Raw genomic sequence first — 17,215 nt, forward strand, 5'->3', positions numbered from 1 at the left:
ATATGAAAAACAACTCATTACAAGGTTTTCATCACCCCAAATGTCCACCCTGCCGTCTTAAATGAAAGAGCCGTGTGCGGGAAAAGTTTAAAACCGCATTGGCTGTCGGCGGATGACTGTCAATGCGGTCTGTGTATAGTGTCAGGAGTAGCCGTGCCGGCATGTGGATTATTCCTCTATTATAGACCGAGGGTAAGCGTTGTGAAGTAGCGCAGCTGTCCTCCGAGGGCATACTGTGGGGCATATTGTAGCGTTATGTATCCACGGTTGGGCGCGAACCATGTGGCGCTTATCGACGATCCGTTGTTGGAATAGCTGACAGGTGCGCCGTAGATGCCTGTGAAGTTGGCATATAGCGAGTTGTAGCGCATCGGGTCAGGGTAGGGAGTGGAGTAGAGGAATTCAGAGCGGTTCATACCTCCGTTGGCGTAATATAGGGTGGCATCGGGCCATAGGTAGTTGTATGAATTCACATCGCGTAGGTAGACGGTGTTGTCGGCGTATCCGTCGATAGTATATCCGCTGTTGACCAAAGCGTTGATTGACAGGTTGAGCGCGGTGCCGAAGGTGATGCCGAGAATCGTCGACAGCATAGGTGCGGCAGGCCGTGGACGCCATGCGGGTGGAGGCACGGGGCGATGCCATGGGCGTGCCACCGGCCGGTATGGGCGCAGTGGAGGAGGACCCCAATGGCCGTGGTTCGGCCTCATGGAAGGATGAGGGCCGGGACGGTGGATGTTGCCGGGACGGCCCGGGACGTTCGGACCCATGCCCGGCCCGTTGTGGTGTCCTCCAGACGGACGCCAGTTGTTGCCGTGCTGAGGTGGGCGCGCGGGTCCGGAGGGACGATGATTGCCTTCCGGACCAATGCCCGGCCCGGGTCTGTTGGGGCGATTGTTGCCTCCAGGGTTGCCGGGACGTACGCCTTGGTTTCCGTGGTGTTTATTGTCGGACGGGCGCATTCCCTGGTTTCCGTGATGCTTGTTGCCGGTCGGACGCATATTGCTGTTGCCGTGGTTGTTTCCTCCGGGACGTGGCTTTTGTCCGTTGTTATGTCCGTTGTTGTGGCGGTTTCCCTCCGGACGCGGCCGGGCACCCTGTGAGGTGCGGTGGCTGCCGCGTTCCGAACGGTACTGTGCGTCCATCCCCAACGGGACGGCGGAAAGCATGGCGCATAATGTGGCGATGGCGATATTGCGTAATAGCTGTGTCATGTCTCGATGGTTTCGTGTTATACATTCAGACTCGGATGAGCCTTTTATATATAGATGCCTGTATGTATGGAAAGTTTACATGAAGTCATGTAAAATAAAGTTAATCCGATCAGGAACGTTGGAATTCGGAGGGTGACATGCCTGTGCAGTTCTTGAAGTATTTTCCGAAAGATGACTGGTTGGGGAAATTCAGGTCGTAGGCTATCTGCTGGATGTTTTTCCCTGAGAAGCGCAGCATGTTCTTGGCTTCGATGATTACGTGGCGTGCGATCCATTGGGCGGCGCTGCGTCCGGTGGTCTCTTTTATGACAAGTGAAAGATATTTCGGGGTTATGAAAAGCTTGTCCGCATAGTATCCGACTGAACGATGTTCCCTGTGGTGTTGCCGCACGAGCTTCATGAAGTCGCTGACGTAGTTTATGCGTCGTGAGTGGGGTGCTTTGCGCTCGGTATCCGGACAGGTGCGCCGTCGGTCGATTTCGAGAAGGATGTAGAATATGTTGGCTATCAGGTTGCGTGCGATGCTCACGCTGAAATTGTTCTTCTGCGTGGCCATGGCGTTGTCGCGCAGCAGGCCGAGATAGCGCTGGAGCAGGCGTGTGTCATCGTCGGTCAGTTTAAGCACGGGCGAGTTGTCGGGAGAATATGGGCGGCTGCCCACCACGTTCGTGTCAATATTGACGCTTTCAAGGAATCCTTTCGACAGGAATAAGAGGTATGCCTCCATGCCTGCTATGGTGTCGTAGTGAAGGTTCAACGGCATTCCCTCATCGATTACCATTATGCTGTACTTGGGCACTTCGTATTTCTCCAGATTGATTGTCACCTGACCGGAAGCGTTGAGCATGAGTACCATTATTACTCCGTCGAATCTCCATGACGAGGTGATTTCCGCCGGACTGAAGTCGCCCGGCTCTACACGCACGAATATGTATTCTTGGCCCAATGTGCTGAAGTCGCGACCGAATCTACGTATGTCACTCAACGCTATTGGTCCTATGGTCTGATTGTCCATTATGGCCTGATTTTGTCTAATTTGTCAAAATTGCGAATATTTTGCGAATTTCGCAAGCTTTGAAGCGTAAATTAGGACTTTTAGACCAATAATGGCTCGTGGCGCGCTACCTTTGTATTGGTGTATGTGCTGAATCCGTTATGATGACCGGCGCTGGTTCAGCATCGGATAGTGTCGCTTCAGGGTGTGGCGATGAGATTTCTTCCCGGGCGGGTGGTGCGGTCTCGACCACTACCGGCCTGTGCAGCTGGGCGGACGTGTCGTCGCTTGCCGGAGCCACCGAGCTTACTATGAACTTGTGCTCTCCTCGCCACGGTATCGTGCCGAGGTATCGCTTGTATGTGACAATCACTTCTTGTCCGGAATTCTTGTAGCGCATAAGCTCTTCGGCGACATGTTTTTTCTCTACCGAGAAGTCGAAGTCGCGCATATAAGGTCTGGTGGAGTCGTTAAGTGCGTCTTTCACCACCATTTCACCTTCCCATGTCTTGAACATGAACCCTCGGCATTCAAGTCCTATGATATATCCGCGTTCTTGCGCCCCTACGCTATAGGGGTTGAGGTAACGTATCCAGAATGCCGCCACGAGGACTACTGACACGATGCAGATTGTCCACCAAAGCATGGCGCGTGCGCGCGTGCGTCTCTTGCGCGGTGGCTTTTGCGACGGTTTTTCTGTTGGGTTGCTCTCGTCGCGTTTGAACGTTATGGTGGGGCGTCCGTCGGGATTCACCCCGTCGACGGTCACTTTCTCTTCGTCGCGGATGACCGCTTCCTCGTCGCGTGTGAAATTGTCTGGTCTTGTGTCGAAGTCCATGTGTGTCAGCGTGTGGTTGTGGATGATGGGACGGGATTTCTGCGGCGTCCTATGGAGATGGCCGCGAATGTGAACAGGCCGAGCGCTATGAGCAGGAGTGTCTGCATACCCATCACGAGGTTTGCGAACGAGCCGGCATACCCTTCTGTAAGCCCGGGCACATTGTCGCTGTAGAGCTTTAGCCCGAATATTATCGCCCATTGCCACGGGCCGATGCCTCCGTTGGAGGGCACGCCCATCGATATGCTTGAAAGCACGAAGCACACAAGCACTGCGATCACGCCGCATTGCAGTGCCACGTCGGCTGTGAGCGGGAATGAGAAGAATGCCACGTAGAGCTGTAGGAAATAGCATCCCCACACGGCTAAAGTGAGCAACAGCCAGCGCCCTTTGTGGGGCATCTTGAGTATTACGGCGAATCCTTCCCACAAGTTACGGAGCATGTCGAGCAGCCGGCTCACATGTTTGTTGGAACGGAATCGCCACAGCGCCCACCATATGGCCGCGCAGATGGCGATAATCGATACCCACAGCCATGGCGACGACAGTATGTCGGCAATATGTCGATAGGCGTCGCCGTTCTGCGACAGGTAGAGCATGATTTGCCGGTGGGCTATAATGAAAGTGACGAGCGTGAGGAGCATCACTGTCACGGTGTCGGCCAGACGATCGGCCACCATCGAGCCGAACACTGTGGTGAAGGGGGCTTTCTCCTTTTGGGCGATATAGCCCGTGCGCCATATCTCGCCCAGACGTGGAAACACGAGGTTGACCGCATAGGTGCCGAAGATGCTCAGGGTGGTGTCCCAAAGAGAGGCGTTGATGTTGAGCGCGCGCAGCTGTATGCGCCAGCGCATAGCGCGGAACACGTGTGAGAATATGCTTATCAGCAGAGCCAGTCCTATCCACCAGAAGTTGCAGTCGCGGCGTATGATTTCCATCATCTCCGAGAAGTTGATGTTGTGGAACAGCAACCAACACAATCCTACCGTGATTATCAGAGGGATTCCGTATTTTACGAGACCGCTCGCGATCTTATGTTTCTCCGGTCTGGAGGAATCGAATGTCTGTCCGTCGGATTGTATTGTGGGCATATATTGATTGGTTGGTGGATGTATGGAAATATGCGTTTTTGCTATGCATTATGAATGCGTGGCGCCGTCTGTAGACTTTGCAAAGTTAGCGTATTTACCTTATACGACCGTAATGCGGGCGTATATTTTATCGGTGGACGTGGCTGTGGCGCTTGTAGGGCGTCAGTAGTCGCTGAAGAAGCGCGGACGTATCACGAAGCCTACGCGTAGCTGCGATTTGAATTGTTTGTAGTCGAGCAACCCCTCTCCGTAGCCGTTGTAGTATTGCAGGAACAGATACTGGTTGGTGCGCCGTCCTATTTTGTAGCTCATCTCGAATACGGTGTTGTAGTTGAAGTTCCATCCTTTGCGTTTGGTGACCAGGATGGTGGCGGCAAATCTGTGGTTGAACGGGATATAACTCAGGCCGAACTGGTATATGCCCATGTAGTCGAGCAGGTCTCGGTTGTTCTGTCCGTCGATGAACGGTATCCAGAATTTACCATAGATCATGATTTTTGGGTCGATCAGTACGTTTGCGGCAAGCGACAGGCGGTTCCACGACCGGCTTTCGGTGGAGTCTCGTCCGTTGCTTTCATGTTCGAGAATCAGTGATATCTTTCCAATGAAACGGTTCTTTACGAATATAGGGCGTGTCAGTCCGATTCCGGGGTTGAAATTGAGATCCGTCATAGGAAACGACTCTTCCAATACGTTCCAGAAACATTTCTGTGTGTAAAAAAGATAAAGATACGATCCTCCCGGGAGAACGCTTTTGGTAAGTCGCTGTGCCACCGATATCTGAAATTTGACGTTGGTGTTCGTCCGAGTGGGACGCGGACCTATCGACGGGCCGAAAATGAAATAATTGTCCTTGTATATCCCGAAATAAGGCTGATCCTCGAATGCCTGCTTTACACTGTCGGCATTGAGCACGTCCTCCTTCGTCGGGGATATGATCTGTGCCTTTACGGATGTCGGCAGGCATGCTGCGAGCAGGATGAGCAATAGTATGATATTTAGTGTGGGTCTTGTCACGATAGGCATGGTTATGTGATGACATACATGGGCAATGAGAAGCCCGCTGCAAAGTTAACAAACTTTAATGCGATGAGGATTTCGCAAACTGCCGTTTTTTTGGCCATTATTTCCATAAATACGGTTATAGTCTCTGAAATGGATATTGAGATGATGGAGCAAAAGCAAATAAAATTTGCTTTTGCTCTCGACTTATTCGTATCTTTGCCAAATATGTTACGCTATATTCGTAATCTGCTTGCAGTGACTGTCGCTATGATGCTTTGGGCATGTGGCGACGATGACCGCTTCTGGGTGGAAGGGGTGGTGGACGGCCTTGGCACTCGGGGGCTGCAACTGCTGTATGAGTCGGGCAACGGCGGTGTCCATGTAGAGGAGTTACAGGCTATCGACGGCAAGTTTTCGGTCGAGGGGGCTGCCAAGGATTATACATTGGCTCATCTGCTCACATCCGACGGGCGTCTTGTGGCTCGTATGCTCGTGCGCAATGGCCAGACACTGAAATGTGTGTTTGACATAGATAATCCCTACAACATACAGATAAAGGGCAACAATCCGAGCGAGGAGTGGGCGAAGTTCCTGCGGGAGAACCATGAGGTGTTGCGCGACGGCAGTCATGACGACGCCAACCGCCTGATTCTCGGGTATGTCGATGGACATAAGGAGGACTTGCAGTCATCGGCGCTGATGCTCACGCAGTATTATGCCGTCGACGACGAGTCGCGTGCCGACAGCATCCTGGCCCTCATTGCTCCGGAAGCCAGGCCCGACGCTCTTGTAGCAGGATACCGGCGTATGGTGTCTCGACTTAACACAGCCGCGCTTGAAGAGAAGATTAGGTCGTTCAATATCTACAATGCCCGTGGCAAGCGCGAGAATTATTATCCTGGCCGTGCGAGCTATTCGATGATATATTTTTCCGGTGCTCCGGGTGAACGACGCGACACGGTGACGCCCGTGCTCCACAAACTCGTCGACAGCCTGCCGAAGCGCCGCATACAGGTGCTTGAGGTGTCGATGGCGCGCGACACTTCCATATGGAAGCGCAACTGGCGCGCCGACACTACGGCATGGGCGCAGGTGTGGGTGCCCGGCGGCCCAGCCAATCCCGACTTCGCCCGGCTTGACATACCGCGTCTCCCGTATTGGATTCTGTGCGACAGTCTGGGGGTGGCGGTCTATCGCGGGTCGAGCCTGTCGGTGGCTGTCGATTCGCTGCGCAGGCGCATACACGCTAAAAACATATAACCATGCTTGTCAAGACCTATGGGGCGGCGGTGCAGGGCATCGACGCGATTGTCGTCACAATCGAGGTGTCGGTCCACCAGGGGGTCGGATTCAGCCTCGTCGGACTGCCTGATACAGCCGTGAAGGAGAGTTTCCAACGCGTGCAGACCGCGTTGGCCCAATGCGGCATGAAGTGGCCTCACAGGGCTGTGGTGGTCAACATGTCGCCTGCCGATGTCCGCAAGGAGGGTGCGGCCTATGACCTCCCCATCGCTTTGGGCATCCTCGCCGCCTCGGAGCAGATAAGCGGGGAAGATATGGCGCGCTACATGATAATGGGCGAGATGTCGCTCGACGGTTCCGTACTACCCATCCGCGGCGCTCTCCCGATGGCCATAAAGGCGCGCGAGCTTGGGTTCAAGGGTCTGATATTGCCGAAAGCCAATGTGACGGAGGCTGCCGTTGTCAACAATCTGGAGGTGTACGGTGTGGAAAACCTGCGCGAGGTGACCGGCTTTTTCGACGGCTCATGCGTCCTGCATCCCACCGTTATCAACACCAGGGAGGAGTTTGGCCGCGCGCAGGCCGGTTTCGATTGCGATTTCTCCGATGTCAAGGGACAGGAGAATGTAAAGAGAGCATTTGAGGTTGCATGTGCCGGCGGCCACAATATCCTCCTCGTCGGGGCGCCCGGCGCCGGGAAGTCGATGATGGCCAAAAGGCTGCCATCCATCCTGCCGCCGCTTACCTTGCAGGAGGCGCTTGAGACTACCAAGATACATTCAGTGGCCGGAAAACTAAAGCGCGGCTCGATGCTCATGACAACCCGGCCGTTCCGTGCGCCGCATCACACCATATCGCCGGTGGCTCTTGTGGGCGGAGGTGCCAACCCGATGCCCGGTGAGATTTCTTTGGCTCATAACGGTGTGCTTTTCCTCGACGAGTTCCCGGAGTTTTCGCGGCAGGTGCTTGAAGTCATGCGCCAGCCGCTTGAGGATGGCCACATAACGATAGCGCGTGCGCGTTATTCGATCGACTACCCTGCGGGGTTCATGCTTGTTGCCTCGATGAATCCATGTCCCTGCGGCTACTACAACCATCCTACCAAGGCTTGCACATGCGCTCCCGGTGCTGTCGCAAAGTATCTAGGTCGGATTTCCGGCCCTTTGATGGATCGCATAGATCTACAGGTCGAAATCATGCCCGTGCCTTTCGAGGAACTTGCCGACAGCGCTCCGGGCGAGCCGAGCGCAGCCATAAGGGAGCGTGTGGTCAAGGCGCGCGCCATCCAGACGCGCCGCTACAGGAACGTCGCCGGCGTGCATTGCAACGCTCAGATGACCTCGCGGCTCATGGAAAGATACTGCACGCTCGACGATGAGTGCATGCGCGTGCTCGAAGCGGCCATGAAGCGCTTCGACATGTCGGCACGCGCCTATGACCGCATCCGCAAGGTGGCGCGCACCATCGCCGACCTCGACTATGCCGGCTCCGAGCCTCCCATGCCGTCGGATGATGCCGTCAACGCCCCCATCCTTGTCCGCCACATGGCCGAGGCCATCTCCTACCGCAACCTCGACCGCTCCACCTGGGGTTCCGCCATCGACCGCCCGCTGCCCCTTCATTGATGAACTGGTCTCTGCTCAAAACTCCCGTTTTGAGAACTGCTGTTTAAAAACTTAATTTTGGGATCTGTCAATCGATTAGGCTCTATATAAGCTTTTAACTGTAGTTTTAAAAGCGGAAGCTTTTAATAATCTTATTCAATTATTATCTCATGCAAAATATCTCTCCTTTCTTCAAGCCATTGAAACACCGGACGAACCGGCGTGCGCAATGGCATGATTACCGCAGTCGTTCCCTTTATATGCTTACTTTTACATGTGAGAAGTATAGACCGGCGCTGAGTGTCATATCACATGAATCGGGCAAGACGTTGGCAATACCAACGGAGCTAGGGCGTGCTATAGAAGATGAGATAAGAAGCATCCCTTTGTTTCACCCGGAGATAAGGCTTTACGATTTCGTGATTATGCCGGATCATGTGCATATCATATTATTTGTTGAGCGACAGCTTGAAAGACCTCTTGGAATGACATTAAGCGGTTTTGTAGGAGCCTGCAATAGCTGTTATTCTGAAGATACACTTGAGAAATTGTTTACGCATGGTTTTCATGACCGTATAATCAATCGACCGGGGCAATTGGATATGTGTCGTAAGTATGTCATGGATAATCCGCGTCGTCTAGCCATGAAGCGAGCAAATCCTGATCTTTTCCGTCGTTATAACCATCTGGTAATTGAGGGTCGTGAATTTGCGGCCTATGGCAATATATTTTTGCTTAGGGATTTTGACAGGCAACAGGTTGTTGTCCATCGTTCCGACACTGTTGAGATTCGCCGGAGCAACGAACACCGATGGATGGCGTCTGCGGCAAATGGAGGCGTTCTTGTCTCACCCTTCATAAGTCCTGCCGAAAAAATGATACGTGACCGTGCACTGGACTTCGGTTGTCGTCTCATCATACTTCGGAACGAAGGATTTGAAGAGCGATTCAAGCCACAAGGGAGAGAATTTGATTTGTGCGCTGATGGGCGGCTTCTTCTGCTTGCACCTTGGCCCGACAGACTGCGTAGGTCGGCTCTGTCAAGAGCTGAAGCGCTCGAGTTGAATGAGCTTGCCGCAAAAATTGCTACATTCAACGGTGAGATGAAGATTCTTTCATTAACTTTGCGGGTATGAAGAAGAAGAGCATATGGGAGTTGCACAGGATGAGTGTGGAGGAGTGTCTGGCGGCAGAGAAGCTGCCGCTTGTGATGGTGCTCGACAATGTGCGGAGTCTCAGCAATATAGGGGCGATATTCCGCACGTGCGACGCGTTTCGCGTGGCTTCGCTGGCGCTTTGCGGGATGTCGGGCACTCCCCCTTCGGTAGAGATCCACAAGACGGCTCTGGGCGCGGAGGATTCGGTGGCATGGAAGCATTTCGACGACACACTCGACGCCGTAGCTACGCTTCGCAGCCTCGGCTATCGGATATGCGTGCTTGAGCAGGTGGAGGGGAGCATACCCCTTCAGGAATTTACTGTGGAGCAGGACCAACCATATGCCATAATCGCCGGACATGAGGTGAAAGGTGTAGATCAGGCAGTGGTCGATGCCGCTGACTGCTGCATCGAGATACCGCAGTTCGGCTCCAAGCATTCTCTCAACGTGTCGGTGAGCGCCGGCATAGCTCTATGGCACTTCTTCAGCCGGATGCAGTTCTCTGTGTAACACGCAGCAAGTACCAATCATTAAAAGGTTAAAGCTATGAAAATCGGATATGACGGCAAACGTGCCGTGCAGAACAACACCGGACTTGGCAACTATTCGCGTCTCGTGGTCGATTCGCTGGCTAACTACTACCCGATGAACGACTACAGGCTCTATGCGCCGGTATGCCGTAATAACCCGCGTCTCACTCCGGTACTTGCACACGATAATGTCGAACTTGTGACGCCTTCGACGGCTTTCGGGCGCATGGCGCGCCACTTGTGGCGCAGTTTCGGCGTGACTTCGCAGGCGAAGGCTGACGGCTGCGCTCTGTTCCACGGCCTTTCGGGCGAGCTGCCGTTCAACATAAAGAAGAGCGGCATCGCCTCGGTGGTGACCATCCACGACCTGATATTCCGCCGATATCCCGAATATTACGCGGCGATCGACTGTAAAATCTACGACTATAAGTTCCGCCGGGCATGTGCCGATGCCACGCGAGTGATAGCCATAAGCGAATGCACCAAGCGCGACATCATGGACTTCTACGGCACTCCCGCAGAGAAAATCGATGTCATCTACCAGGGATGCCACGAGCAGTTCGGCGCACCTATCCCGCCGGAGAGGTTGGAACACGTGCGCCGGCAATACCGGCTGCCCGAGCGATATATAGTGACTGTCGGTACGGTCGAGTCGCGCAAGAACCAGCTCCTTGCCGTAAAGGCCCTCCGGCAGCTGCCGCGTGATGTGGAGTTGTATATTGTCGGCGGTTCAACCCCATATGCCGACGAGATCGCCGTCTATACCGAGAAACATGGTCTGTCGGAGCGTGTCCACCGTCTGGCCGGGATTCCGTTTGAGCACATTCCGGCATTGTATGCGATGGCCGCAGTATCGAGCTATACATCGCGGTTTGAAGGTTTCGGCCTCCCTGTGATAGAGTCGATAAATTCAGGCACGCCCGTCATCGCCTGCACCGGGTCGGTCCTTGAAGAGGCGGGAGGACCGGGAGCGTTTTATATCGACCCCGACGACGTTGATGCTTTTGCGCAGGCGGCGATGAGCATCATGGACGACCCGTCGCTGCGCGCCGAGATGGTGCGGCAGGGTCGCGGGTACACCGCGCGTTTCAACCACCGTGCCATGGCCGATGCCATTATGGCTACATATGGCAAAGCGCTTGAAGAAAAGTAGGCGTCGCGCCTACCATCCCCACACGTTGCGTCCGATCCACCATGCCATTACCGCCACAAACGTGCCCCATATTGTGGCCGAGCAGAACACCTTCATGTAAAGTTGCGGACGCTTCCGCCGCATGCATTGCACGGGTATCATTACCGCGAGCACAGGGAGCGACACGACCATGAGCGCGTTGAAGCGCCATGCCGCGGCCACGTCGCCATGTAGCAGCGCATGGATGGCGCGCTGCGATCCGCATCCCGGGCATTTCAGTCCGGTGAGCACCTTGAACGGGCATTTGGGGAAGATGGGCGACGTGGATGGATCGAGCATAAAATATGCACCGACAGCAACCGCCAGAATTATGGCGGCCGCTATCGGCAATACGTAGGCTTTCAGTCGTGGATTTTTACGGAAACCGTTTTCCAACGCGCGAGACTTGCAATCAGAAATGTTTTGTCTCTTCCCCGAGCAGCGCGCTCAGCAGATTGTTGGCCAGGCGGCTCGCGCCGATGCGGAATGTGGTGTTGTTCATCCACTCCTCGCCGAGCACTTCCTTTACCACCGTGTAATATTTCACGGCATCTTCTGTGGTGGCCACGCCTCCGGCGGCCTTGAATCCTATCTGTGTGCCGGTCTTGTCGTAGTACTCCTTGATGCACTGAGCCATCACGTATGCTGCTTCGAGCGATGCACCGGGATATGCCTTTCCGGTAGAGGTCTTTATGAAGTCGGCACCGGAGTAGATTGACAGTATCGAGGCGTTGCGTATATGCTCGGCGGTCTTGAGCGCTCCGGTCTCGAGAATCACCTTTAGATGTGCTTCTCCGCATGCGGCCTTGATTTCGGCGATGTCGTCGCTGACTGCCTCCCAGTCGCCGTCGAGATAGTCGCCCACGGGAAACACCATGTCAATCTCGTCGGCCCCGGTAGATACGGCCATCGCGGTCTCGGCCACCTTTACCTCGGGGAACGACTGCCCGGAGGGGAACGCTCCCGACACACACGCCACACGCACGTCGCTCACGTCGAGCACTGTGCGCACAACCTGCGCGAAGTTGGGATATACACATATCGCGGCCACATTAGGCAGGTCGGGATGTTTCTCGTCGAACGAGTTGACGCGCTCCACGAAGTCGCTCACGGATGCAGGCGAGTCGGTGGTGGCCAGAGTGGTGAGGTCGATGCAGTTGAGTATCGTGCGGTAAATCTCCGTATTGCAGTTTTCCTGATAATGCTCGTCAAGAATCTTTTTGACTGCGGCACTGACGGCAGCGTCATCGGTGGTCACTGTCGAAGCCTCCACGGGCTGGTGATATTTGTCGCTCATATATGTTTGAATTTATGGTTGCGGATTATTGAATGTCAGAAACGCCACTGCCGCGTAGGCCAACAGCAGTACGCCCAGCAGCGTCCAGCTTATTTCGGGGCGTCGGGCATAGCTGCGGTAGGCGAGCCAGCCCGAAAGGAGCGCGTAGACCGGGAAGATGAGCACAAGGGCCGAACGCCCTTCGTCGCGGCTCATGCCGTCGAGCATTCCGGTGACTATCATGGGCCAGGACAGCAACGGGAGCATCATCACCACAATGACGACGATGAACCATGCCGGCACGTTGTGGCGCTGGCTTGTCATCGTGCTCCCCCTTTCCCGGCCTTAGAGGCCTTCCTGGCGGCGCGTGTCTCCTCCATGTCGCGGCGGTATGCCTCGATTGTAAGTCGCATTCCTTCCTCCAAGGAGTGTGCGGCCACGAACCCGAAGTCGGCTTCTGCCTCCGACGGGTCAGCGTTCCAGTTTCGCTGCTTCATTATCTTGTATTTGTCTGTGTTGAGGGTTGACGGGCGCATTTTGAATACTCCGTACTTCTCGGCCACGACTGATGCTATCTTGGCCATCCACAGAGGGAGCCTGACCGGTATCACCCATTTGCCTCCAAGCTCGCGGGCCACTATCTTGCGGAATTCCGACTGGGTGTAGGCCCTCGGTTCAGAGATGATGTACTTTTTCCCTGTCTTTCCATGTTCAAGGGCTTCGAATATGGCTGTGGCGAGGTCCTCTACGTAGATGAACGTGAGCAGCTGCTTGCGGAAGCCTACGCCGAAGTCCCAATGCCGGTCGATGCACTTAACCATCATCAGGTAGTCCTGCTCATGAGGCCCGTAGACACCCGTCGGACGGAATATTATCCAATTAAGCCCCGGGGTGCTTTCCAGGGCAGTCTCGGCCTTTATCTTCGATGTGCCGTAGCGTGTGTCGGGGCATGGGATCATTCCGGCGCGGTACGGCTCGTAGGTACGTTCGTCACAAGGGCCGAGGGCGCTGAGGCTGCTCATGTAGAGGAAGCGCGCGGGCATCATGTCGGCAGAGCGCAGGGCATCGAGCGTATTCTTAAGATATTGGTAGTTGATGCGGTTGAAGTCGGAGTAGACCATCACTTTCGTTGCCCCGAGGTTGTAGACTATCCAGTCCCACCGCTCTCCTTCGGGAAGCGCCTCGCGCAACTGCCGGGCCATGGCCGACGGGGTATCGTAGTCAAGCTCCACGAAGTGCAGCTTCGGGTCGGTGAGGAACCGGCGCGATGTAGAGGGGCGCACGCCACACCATGTGTCGTAGCCTCTTCGCAGGCTCTCCCGGGCTATGAATCCGCCTATGAAGCCACCTGCGCCTATGATAAGCACACGTTTCATACTGACGTTTGTCGTTGTTTTTTCAAAGGTATAACAAAAAAACGAGACATCGGTCTTTGCCGGGGTTAAAATGGCTTTCTTTGGTCTCTTGCGGGCGTCATGGAGTACCCTGGATCAATACCATCTGATTCCGTTGGAGAATGACGAGCGTTTGTCGTACTTCAGGTCGGATAGCATCGATGACTTGACGGAAATGTGGAAATTGTAGCTCTTGTACGGGCCTACCGGCACGAAGCTCGCTGTCATGGTGAAGCAGTGGAGGTCGCGCGAGATGTTGCAGTTCATGTAGGCGATTTTGTGGGTGTCGAAGTTGTATGACGCCGAAAATCCGAAGTTCCAGTTTTTTGTCGGCTGGATATTGCCCGAGAACGACAGGTTCTGGGTGATGCGTCCGTCATACTCCATCTTCTGTTTGTTGAAGGCACCGTAGCCGTAGTTGACCGAGTAGTTGAACGTTAGATTCCAGGGCACGCTCCAGTCCATGTAGCCGTCGGCGCCCATCTCTATCTCGTCATCATCGTTGCCGCGTCCGCGCCTGCGGTCGTTGCGTCCTGAGAAATTGTCCCCCTCCTCGTCGTCGTAGTCGTCATCCTCCTCGTCGTCATAGCCGTTTCTGCCACGGCGTTTCTTGTCCTTATCCTTGTCCTTGTCTTTTCCGCGCTTGAAAGTGTTGTTGTTGAACGTGTAGGAGAACGACGTGCCGGTCGATGAGAGTCGGCCTATTCCCTTGCCTGCTTTCCAGCGCGGCACGTTGACGCGCACGGGAGCGCCCGTGGGGGAGAGCTGATAGGTATAGACATCCCACGTGGCGTTGAGGTTGAGGTTGAAGTTCTTTACCAGGCGCAACATCAGCGAGGTGTTGATGTTGCTCCAGTTCATCGAGTCGGCGGCGAAATTGTAGCTCTGTGACACTGTAAAGTTCTCGATGAGGGATATTTTCTTCTCTCCGGTGGAGTCCGCGTCGCTTTTCACCTTCATCTCAAGGTTGTTGGCGAGTGACACCGATATCGAGCCGGACTTGCCCGTGCCCGGCACGCCGAACACGGCGTTGGGGAACATCGAGTACTGGCGTTCCATCATCTCCCCCTGCGAGTTCATGTAGCGGTATTTACCGTAGTATCCGAAAAACGGCGAGCCGAAGTCGGGGTTTCCGGAGATGCTTATGGTCGGTGTGAGCACGTGGCGTATCATCTTCACCTTGTCGCCCAGGAATTTCATCGGCTGGAAGAATCCGTAGATTTTGGTGTCGAGCGACAGCGAGGCGTTGAAGTCCCACACGTTGTAGAATCCGTAGGTTGTGTCGCAGACCTCGGCGGAGGCATTGGGATCCCACTGGCGGCGCACCTTGCTTGTGTACATGCGGTCGTTGAGCTGCAACGAGGGCGTGAGGTTGAGATATTTGAACACGCTGAATGTGGCCGACACCGGCACGGAGTGGCGTGCGCCGTTGCGCCAGTCTTTTATCAGGCTCTTCTGGAAGAACACGTCCTGCTTGGCCGTGAGCGAGTTTTGGAACTGGCCGCTGTAGCTTATCTTGATTTTCTCATACCATCGTTCCTTGCCCACCGCACGCTTGCGCTTGAACGGGTAGATCTGCGACATCGACGCCGTAAGGTTGGGGAACGAGACGGTGAGCGTGGAGTCGGACGTGCGCTGCGCTATGTTGGCGGTGGTAGACAGCGACCACTTCGAGTTGGGGAAGCGGTAGGTCATGTTGACCGTGGAGCTTTTGGTGTTCTCGGTGAATGACGGCGAATAATAGCTGTTGAGGTCGTTGCGTGAGTAGCCCGACGAAGTGAAATTGACCGATGCCGAAAGCGACATGTTGGGGTTGGCCTTGGAGTCCTGCGAATGGTTCCAAAGCACCTGGAAGTTGGTCTGCTTTGAGTAGTCGGGGTTGCCTTTCTCGCCGTAGATGGTCGTGAGGTACGACACGTTGAAAGAGCCGTTGTATTTGTAGCGCTTCACATAGCTCGACTGGGCGGTCAGTCCCCATGAGCCTTTGGTGTAGATTTCTCCGGTGAGGGCGAGGTCGATGTTGTCATTGATGGCGAAGTAGTAGCCTCCGTTGCTGAGATAAAATCCACGGTTGTAGTCATCGCCGAATGTCGGGAAGATGATTCCCGAGGAGTATTTCTCCGAGAATGGGAAATAACCGAAAGGCACGGCCAGCGGCAGTGGCACTCCGGCGAGGACCATGTAGGCCGGGCCGGTGACGATGTTGCTCTTGGGCTTCACCTTGGCTTTTGTGAGCTGGAAATAGAAGTGGGGATGTTCGTGGTCGTTGCAGGTAGAGTAGCGGCCGTTCTGCAGGTAGTACTCGCCGTTCTCCATCTTCTTTGTGCGTCCTCCGGTAAGGTAGCCTTCGCCCTGCTCCGTCACCACGTTGGTGATGAATCCGCGCTGGCTCTTGAAGTTGTAGCTCATCGACTCCGACTCGTATTCTCCGCTCTTGTCGGTGAATATCGGCGTGCCTATAAGCTCGCCGGTGGAGTCGGGGAGTCCTACGGCGTAGACGTTGCTGTTGGCCATGTTCATCGACACTTTCTCGGCTTCGAGCTTCATGTCGCCATAGTCGAGTTTGGCGTCGCCATACATGAACGCGGTGTTGCGTCCCTCCATTATCATGGAGTCCTTTGCGGAGAATGTCACCACGTTGTCGAGGTCAACTTTCTCTCGCCGTATGAGCGACCGCTTGGGTGCGGTATCGAGCGGCACCATCACGGCGGCAAGCGAGTCGGAATCCACATCGCCTACGAGTGTTCGCCGGAGCAGGCCGTCGGCGTCGGTCGAGTCGGGGGTCGGTGCCGACAATATCCGCGCCAAAGATGCCGAGTCGAGCAGGGCGCTGTCGGGAATGGCCGGAACCGGGAGCGGCGCGTCGGGCACAGGCATGGCTGCGCGCTGCGGACGCGACGCGGCTACCGCGCTCAGGGCGCAGGCAATCACTGATAGGCCGATGTAAATATGTGAGCGTGCCAATTCTATGTCTGTGTCGGGTTGCCGTGCGCCTCCCTCTCTGCGGCAGACGCGCTATGCACCGCAAAGTTACGATAACCCTCCCATTTATGAAAATCTTTAACAGATATTCCGAAATCCGCGAAATCTTCTGTGTCCGTTCCTGAAATTGGTTGACTTGATCCGGGCGTTGTCACAACGCGACGTATTCAAGCAACCATCCTTTCGGGAAAAATTCATTCAGAATGTATATGTACACACACGCTATCGTCCATGGGATAAGTAGTATTGACAGTGGTATCAATAGATTCCTTTTTGCGGTACAATATTGTCGTTTCTGTTCCATCGACATTTTCGAAAAACATGTAAGCAGCGTCTCTGCGAATTTTTTAGAACGCAGATTTCTAACGGCTAAAGATGCGATAAATCTAAAAATAACCAGGGAGAGTATAAAAATAAGAATGCCTTTAATGCTTGGAATCGGTCTTATTAACCTTGCATAGGTGAAGATCCCCATAAAGCAAAAAGGTATCAATAGGCAGGTGATACAATCGGCTATATGTGAATATTCAAATTTTAGATTATATTGCCGATTAAATTTTATCTCCTCGATTGACATCCTTTGTAGGAGCCAAGCCAGGCAGATTCTCCTGAAAAAATTGCTCATTGAGTACTTGATTATTTTGATAATGCTGTTCTGGAATTATTACTGTCCGCTAAACCATAAATCAGAGAGTCCAACATCTTGAAAGGC

The 17,215-nt window shown here is 54.4% G+C and carries 15 protein-coding genes; 5 read left to right on the forward strand and 10 right to left on the reverse strand.

The features are described from left to right. Positions 1–179 precede the first annotated feature (179 nt). From QZ303_RS09570 to QZ303_RS09590, 5 genes are all read right to left on the reverse strand, one after another. Positions 180–1,214 (reverse strand): hypothetical protein, encoded by a 1,035-nt coding sequence (locus tag QZ303_RS09570; RefSeq protein ID WP_295732165.1) that lies wholly within the window; start codon positions 1,212–1,214, stop codon positions 180–182. Between the two features lie 109 nt (positions 1,215–1,323). Continuing rightward, on the reverse strand, positions 1,324–2,229 hold the full coding sequence (locus QZ303_RS09575; RefSeq protein WP_295732168.1) for a helix-turn-helix domain-containing protein: 906 nt from the start codon (positions 2,227–2,229) through the stop codon (positions 1,324–1,326). Positions 2,230–2,335: 106 nt separating this feature from the next. Beyond that, positions 2,336–3,046 carry a hypothetical protein gene (locus QZ303_RS09580; RefSeq protein WP_295732170.1) on the reverse strand — a complete coding sequence of 237 codons (711 nt, stop codon included), beginning with the start codon at positions 3,044–3,046 and terminating at the stop codon, positions 2,336–2,338. Between the two features lie 5 nt (positions 3,047–3,051). Further along, positions 3,052–4,140 carry a lysylphosphatidylglycerol synthase transmembrane domain-containing protein gene (locus tag QZ303_RS09585; RefSeq protein ID WP_295732171.1) on the reverse strand — a complete coding sequence of 363 codons (1,089 nt, stop codon included), beginning with the start codon at positions 4,138–4,140 and terminating at the stop codon, positions 3,052–3,054. 162 nt (positions 4,141–4,302) lie between these two features. Continuing rightward, the gene (locus QZ303_RS09590) at positions 4,303–5,157 is read right to left on the reverse strand and encodes a phospholipase A (protein ID WP_295732172.1); all 855 of its coding nucleotides are present in this window, start codon (positions 5,155–5,157) and stop codon (positions 4,303–4,305) included. A 213-nt stretch (positions 5,158–5,370) separates the two neighbouring features. Between QZ303_RS09590 and QZ303_RS09595 the strand changes: the two genes are divergently transcribed. From QZ303_RS09595 to QZ303_RS09615, 5 genes are all read left to right on the forward strand, one after another. Beyond that, on the forward strand, positions 5,371–6,405 hold the full coding sequence (locus QZ303_RS09595) for a DUF4369 domain-containing protein (RefSeq protein ID WP_295732173.1): 1,035 nt from the start codon (positions 5,371–5,373) through the stop codon (positions 6,403–6,405). A 2-nt stretch (positions 6,406–6,407) separates the two neighbouring features. After that, positions 6,408–8,012, forward strand: coding sequence for a YifB family Mg chelatase-like AAA ATPase (locus tag QZ303_RS09600; RefSeq protein ID WP_295732174.1), 1,605 nt, complete (start codon positions 6,408–6,410; stop codon positions 8,010–8,012). Between the two features lie 149 nt (positions 8,013–8,161). Beyond that, the gene (locus QZ303_RS09605) at positions 8,162–9,127 is read left to right on the forward strand and encodes a hypothetical protein (protein ID WP_295732175.1); all 966 of its coding nucleotides are present in this window, start codon (positions 8,162–8,164) and stop codon (positions 9,125–9,127) included. Continuing rightward, on the forward strand, positions 9,124–9,660 hold the full coding sequence (locus QZ303_RS09610; RefSeq protein WP_295732176.1) for an RNA methyltransferase: 537 nt from the start codon (positions 9,124–9,126) through the stop codon (positions 9,658–9,660). Before QZ303_RS09605 ends, QZ303_RS09610 begins: the two co-directional genes overlap by 4 nt. A 36-nt stretch (positions 9,661–9,696) precedes the next feature. After that, positions 9,697–10,833, forward strand: coding sequence for a glycosyltransferase family 1 protein (locus QZ303_RS09615; protein WP_295732177.1), 1,137 nt, complete (start codon positions 9,697–9,699; stop codon positions 10,831–10,833). 9 nt (positions 10,834–10,842) lie between these two features. Here QZ303_RS09615 and QZ303_RS09620 read toward each other — a convergent pair whose 3' ends face one another. From QZ303_RS09620 to QZ303_RS09640, 5 genes are all read right to left on the reverse strand, one after another. After that, positions 10,843–11,247 carry a DUF2752 domain-containing protein gene (locus tag QZ303_RS09620; RefSeq protein ID WP_295732179.1) on the reverse strand — a complete coding sequence of 135 codons (405 nt, stop codon included), beginning with the start codon at positions 11,245–11,247 and terminating at the stop codon, positions 10,843–10,845. Between the two features lie 16 nt (positions 11,248–11,263). Continuing rightward, positions 11,264–12,148: a deoxyribose-phosphate aldolase gene (gene deoC / locus QZ303_RS09625; RefSeq protein ID WP_295732181.1), complete on the reverse strand. Its 885-nt coding sequence runs from the start codon at positions 12,146–12,148 to the stop codon at positions 11,264–11,266. Between the two features lie 12 nt (positions 12,149–12,160). After that, positions 12,161–12,451: a hypothetical protein gene (locus tag QZ303_RS09630; protein WP_295732183.1), complete on the reverse strand. Its 291-nt coding sequence runs from the start codon at positions 12,449–12,451 to the stop codon at positions 12,161–12,163. Next, positions 12,448–13,503 (reverse strand): NAD(P)-dependent oxidoreductase, encoded by a 1,056-nt coding sequence (locus tag QZ303_RS09635; protein ID WP_295732185.1) that lies wholly within the window; start codon positions 13,501–13,503, stop codon positions 12,448–12,450. Before QZ303_RS09635 ends, QZ303_RS09630 begins: the two co-directional genes overlap by 4 nt. A 114-nt stretch (positions 13,504–13,617) precedes the next feature. Next, on the reverse strand, positions 13,618–16,485 hold the full coding sequence (locus QZ303_RS09640; RefSeq protein WP_295732187.1) for a putative LPS assembly protein LptD: 2,868 nt from the start codon (positions 16,483–16,485) through the stop codon (positions 13,618–13,620). Positions 16,486–17,215 lie beyond the last annotated feature (730 nt).

Source organism: uncultured Muribaculum sp. (assembly GCF_910583865.1).
Taxonomy (GTDB): domain Bacteria; phylum Bacteroidota; class Bacteroidia; order Bacteroidales; family Muribaculaceae; genus Muribaculum.

Coding starts and splice junctions, on each gene's coding strand:
- QZ303_RS09585 (WP_295732171.1), bottom strand. CDS start 4,140: ATGCCCACAATACAATCCGACGGACAGACATTCGATTCCTCCAGACCG.
- QZ303_RS09610 (WP_295732176.1), top strand. CDS start 9,124: ATGAAGAAGAAGAGCATATGGGAGTTGCACAGGATGAGTGTGGAGGAG.
- deoC (WP_295732181.1), bottom strand. CDS start 12,148: ATGAGCGACAAATATCACCAGCCCGTGGAGGCTTCGACAGTGACCACC.
- QZ303_RS09600 (WP_295732174.1), top strand. CDS start 6,408: ATGCTTGTCAAGACCTATGGGGCGGCGGTGCAGGGCATCGACGCGATT.
- QZ303_RS09630 (WP_295732183.1), bottom strand. CDS start 12,451: ATGACAAGCCAGCGCCACAACGTGCCGGCATGGTTCATCGTCGTCATT.
- QZ303_RS09615 (WP_295732177.1), top strand. CDS start 9,697: ATGAAAATCGGATATGACGGCAAACGTGCCGTGCAGAACAACACCGGA.
- QZ303_RS09595 (WP_295732173.1), top strand. CDS start 5,371: ATGTTACGCTATATTCGTAATCTGCTTGCAGTGACTGTCGCTATGATG.
- QZ303_RS09580 (WP_295732170.1), bottom strand. CDS start 3,046: ATGGACTTCGACACAAGACCAGACAATTTCACACGCGACGAGGAAGCG.
- QZ303_RS09575 (WP_295732168.1), bottom strand. CDS start 2,229: ATGGACAATCAGACCATAGGACCAATAGCGTTGAGTGACATACGTAGA.
- QZ303_RS09605 (WP_295732175.1), top strand. CDS start 8,162: ATGCAAAATATCTCTCCTTTCTTCAAGCCATTGAAACACCGGACGAAC.
- QZ303_RS09570 (WP_295732165.1), bottom strand. CDS start 1,214: ATGACACAGCTATTACGCAATATCGCCATCGCCACATTATGCGCCATG.
- QZ303_RS09635 (WP_295732185.1), bottom strand. CDS start 13,503: ATGAAACGTGTGCTTATCATAGGCGCAGGTGGCTTCATAGGCGGATTC.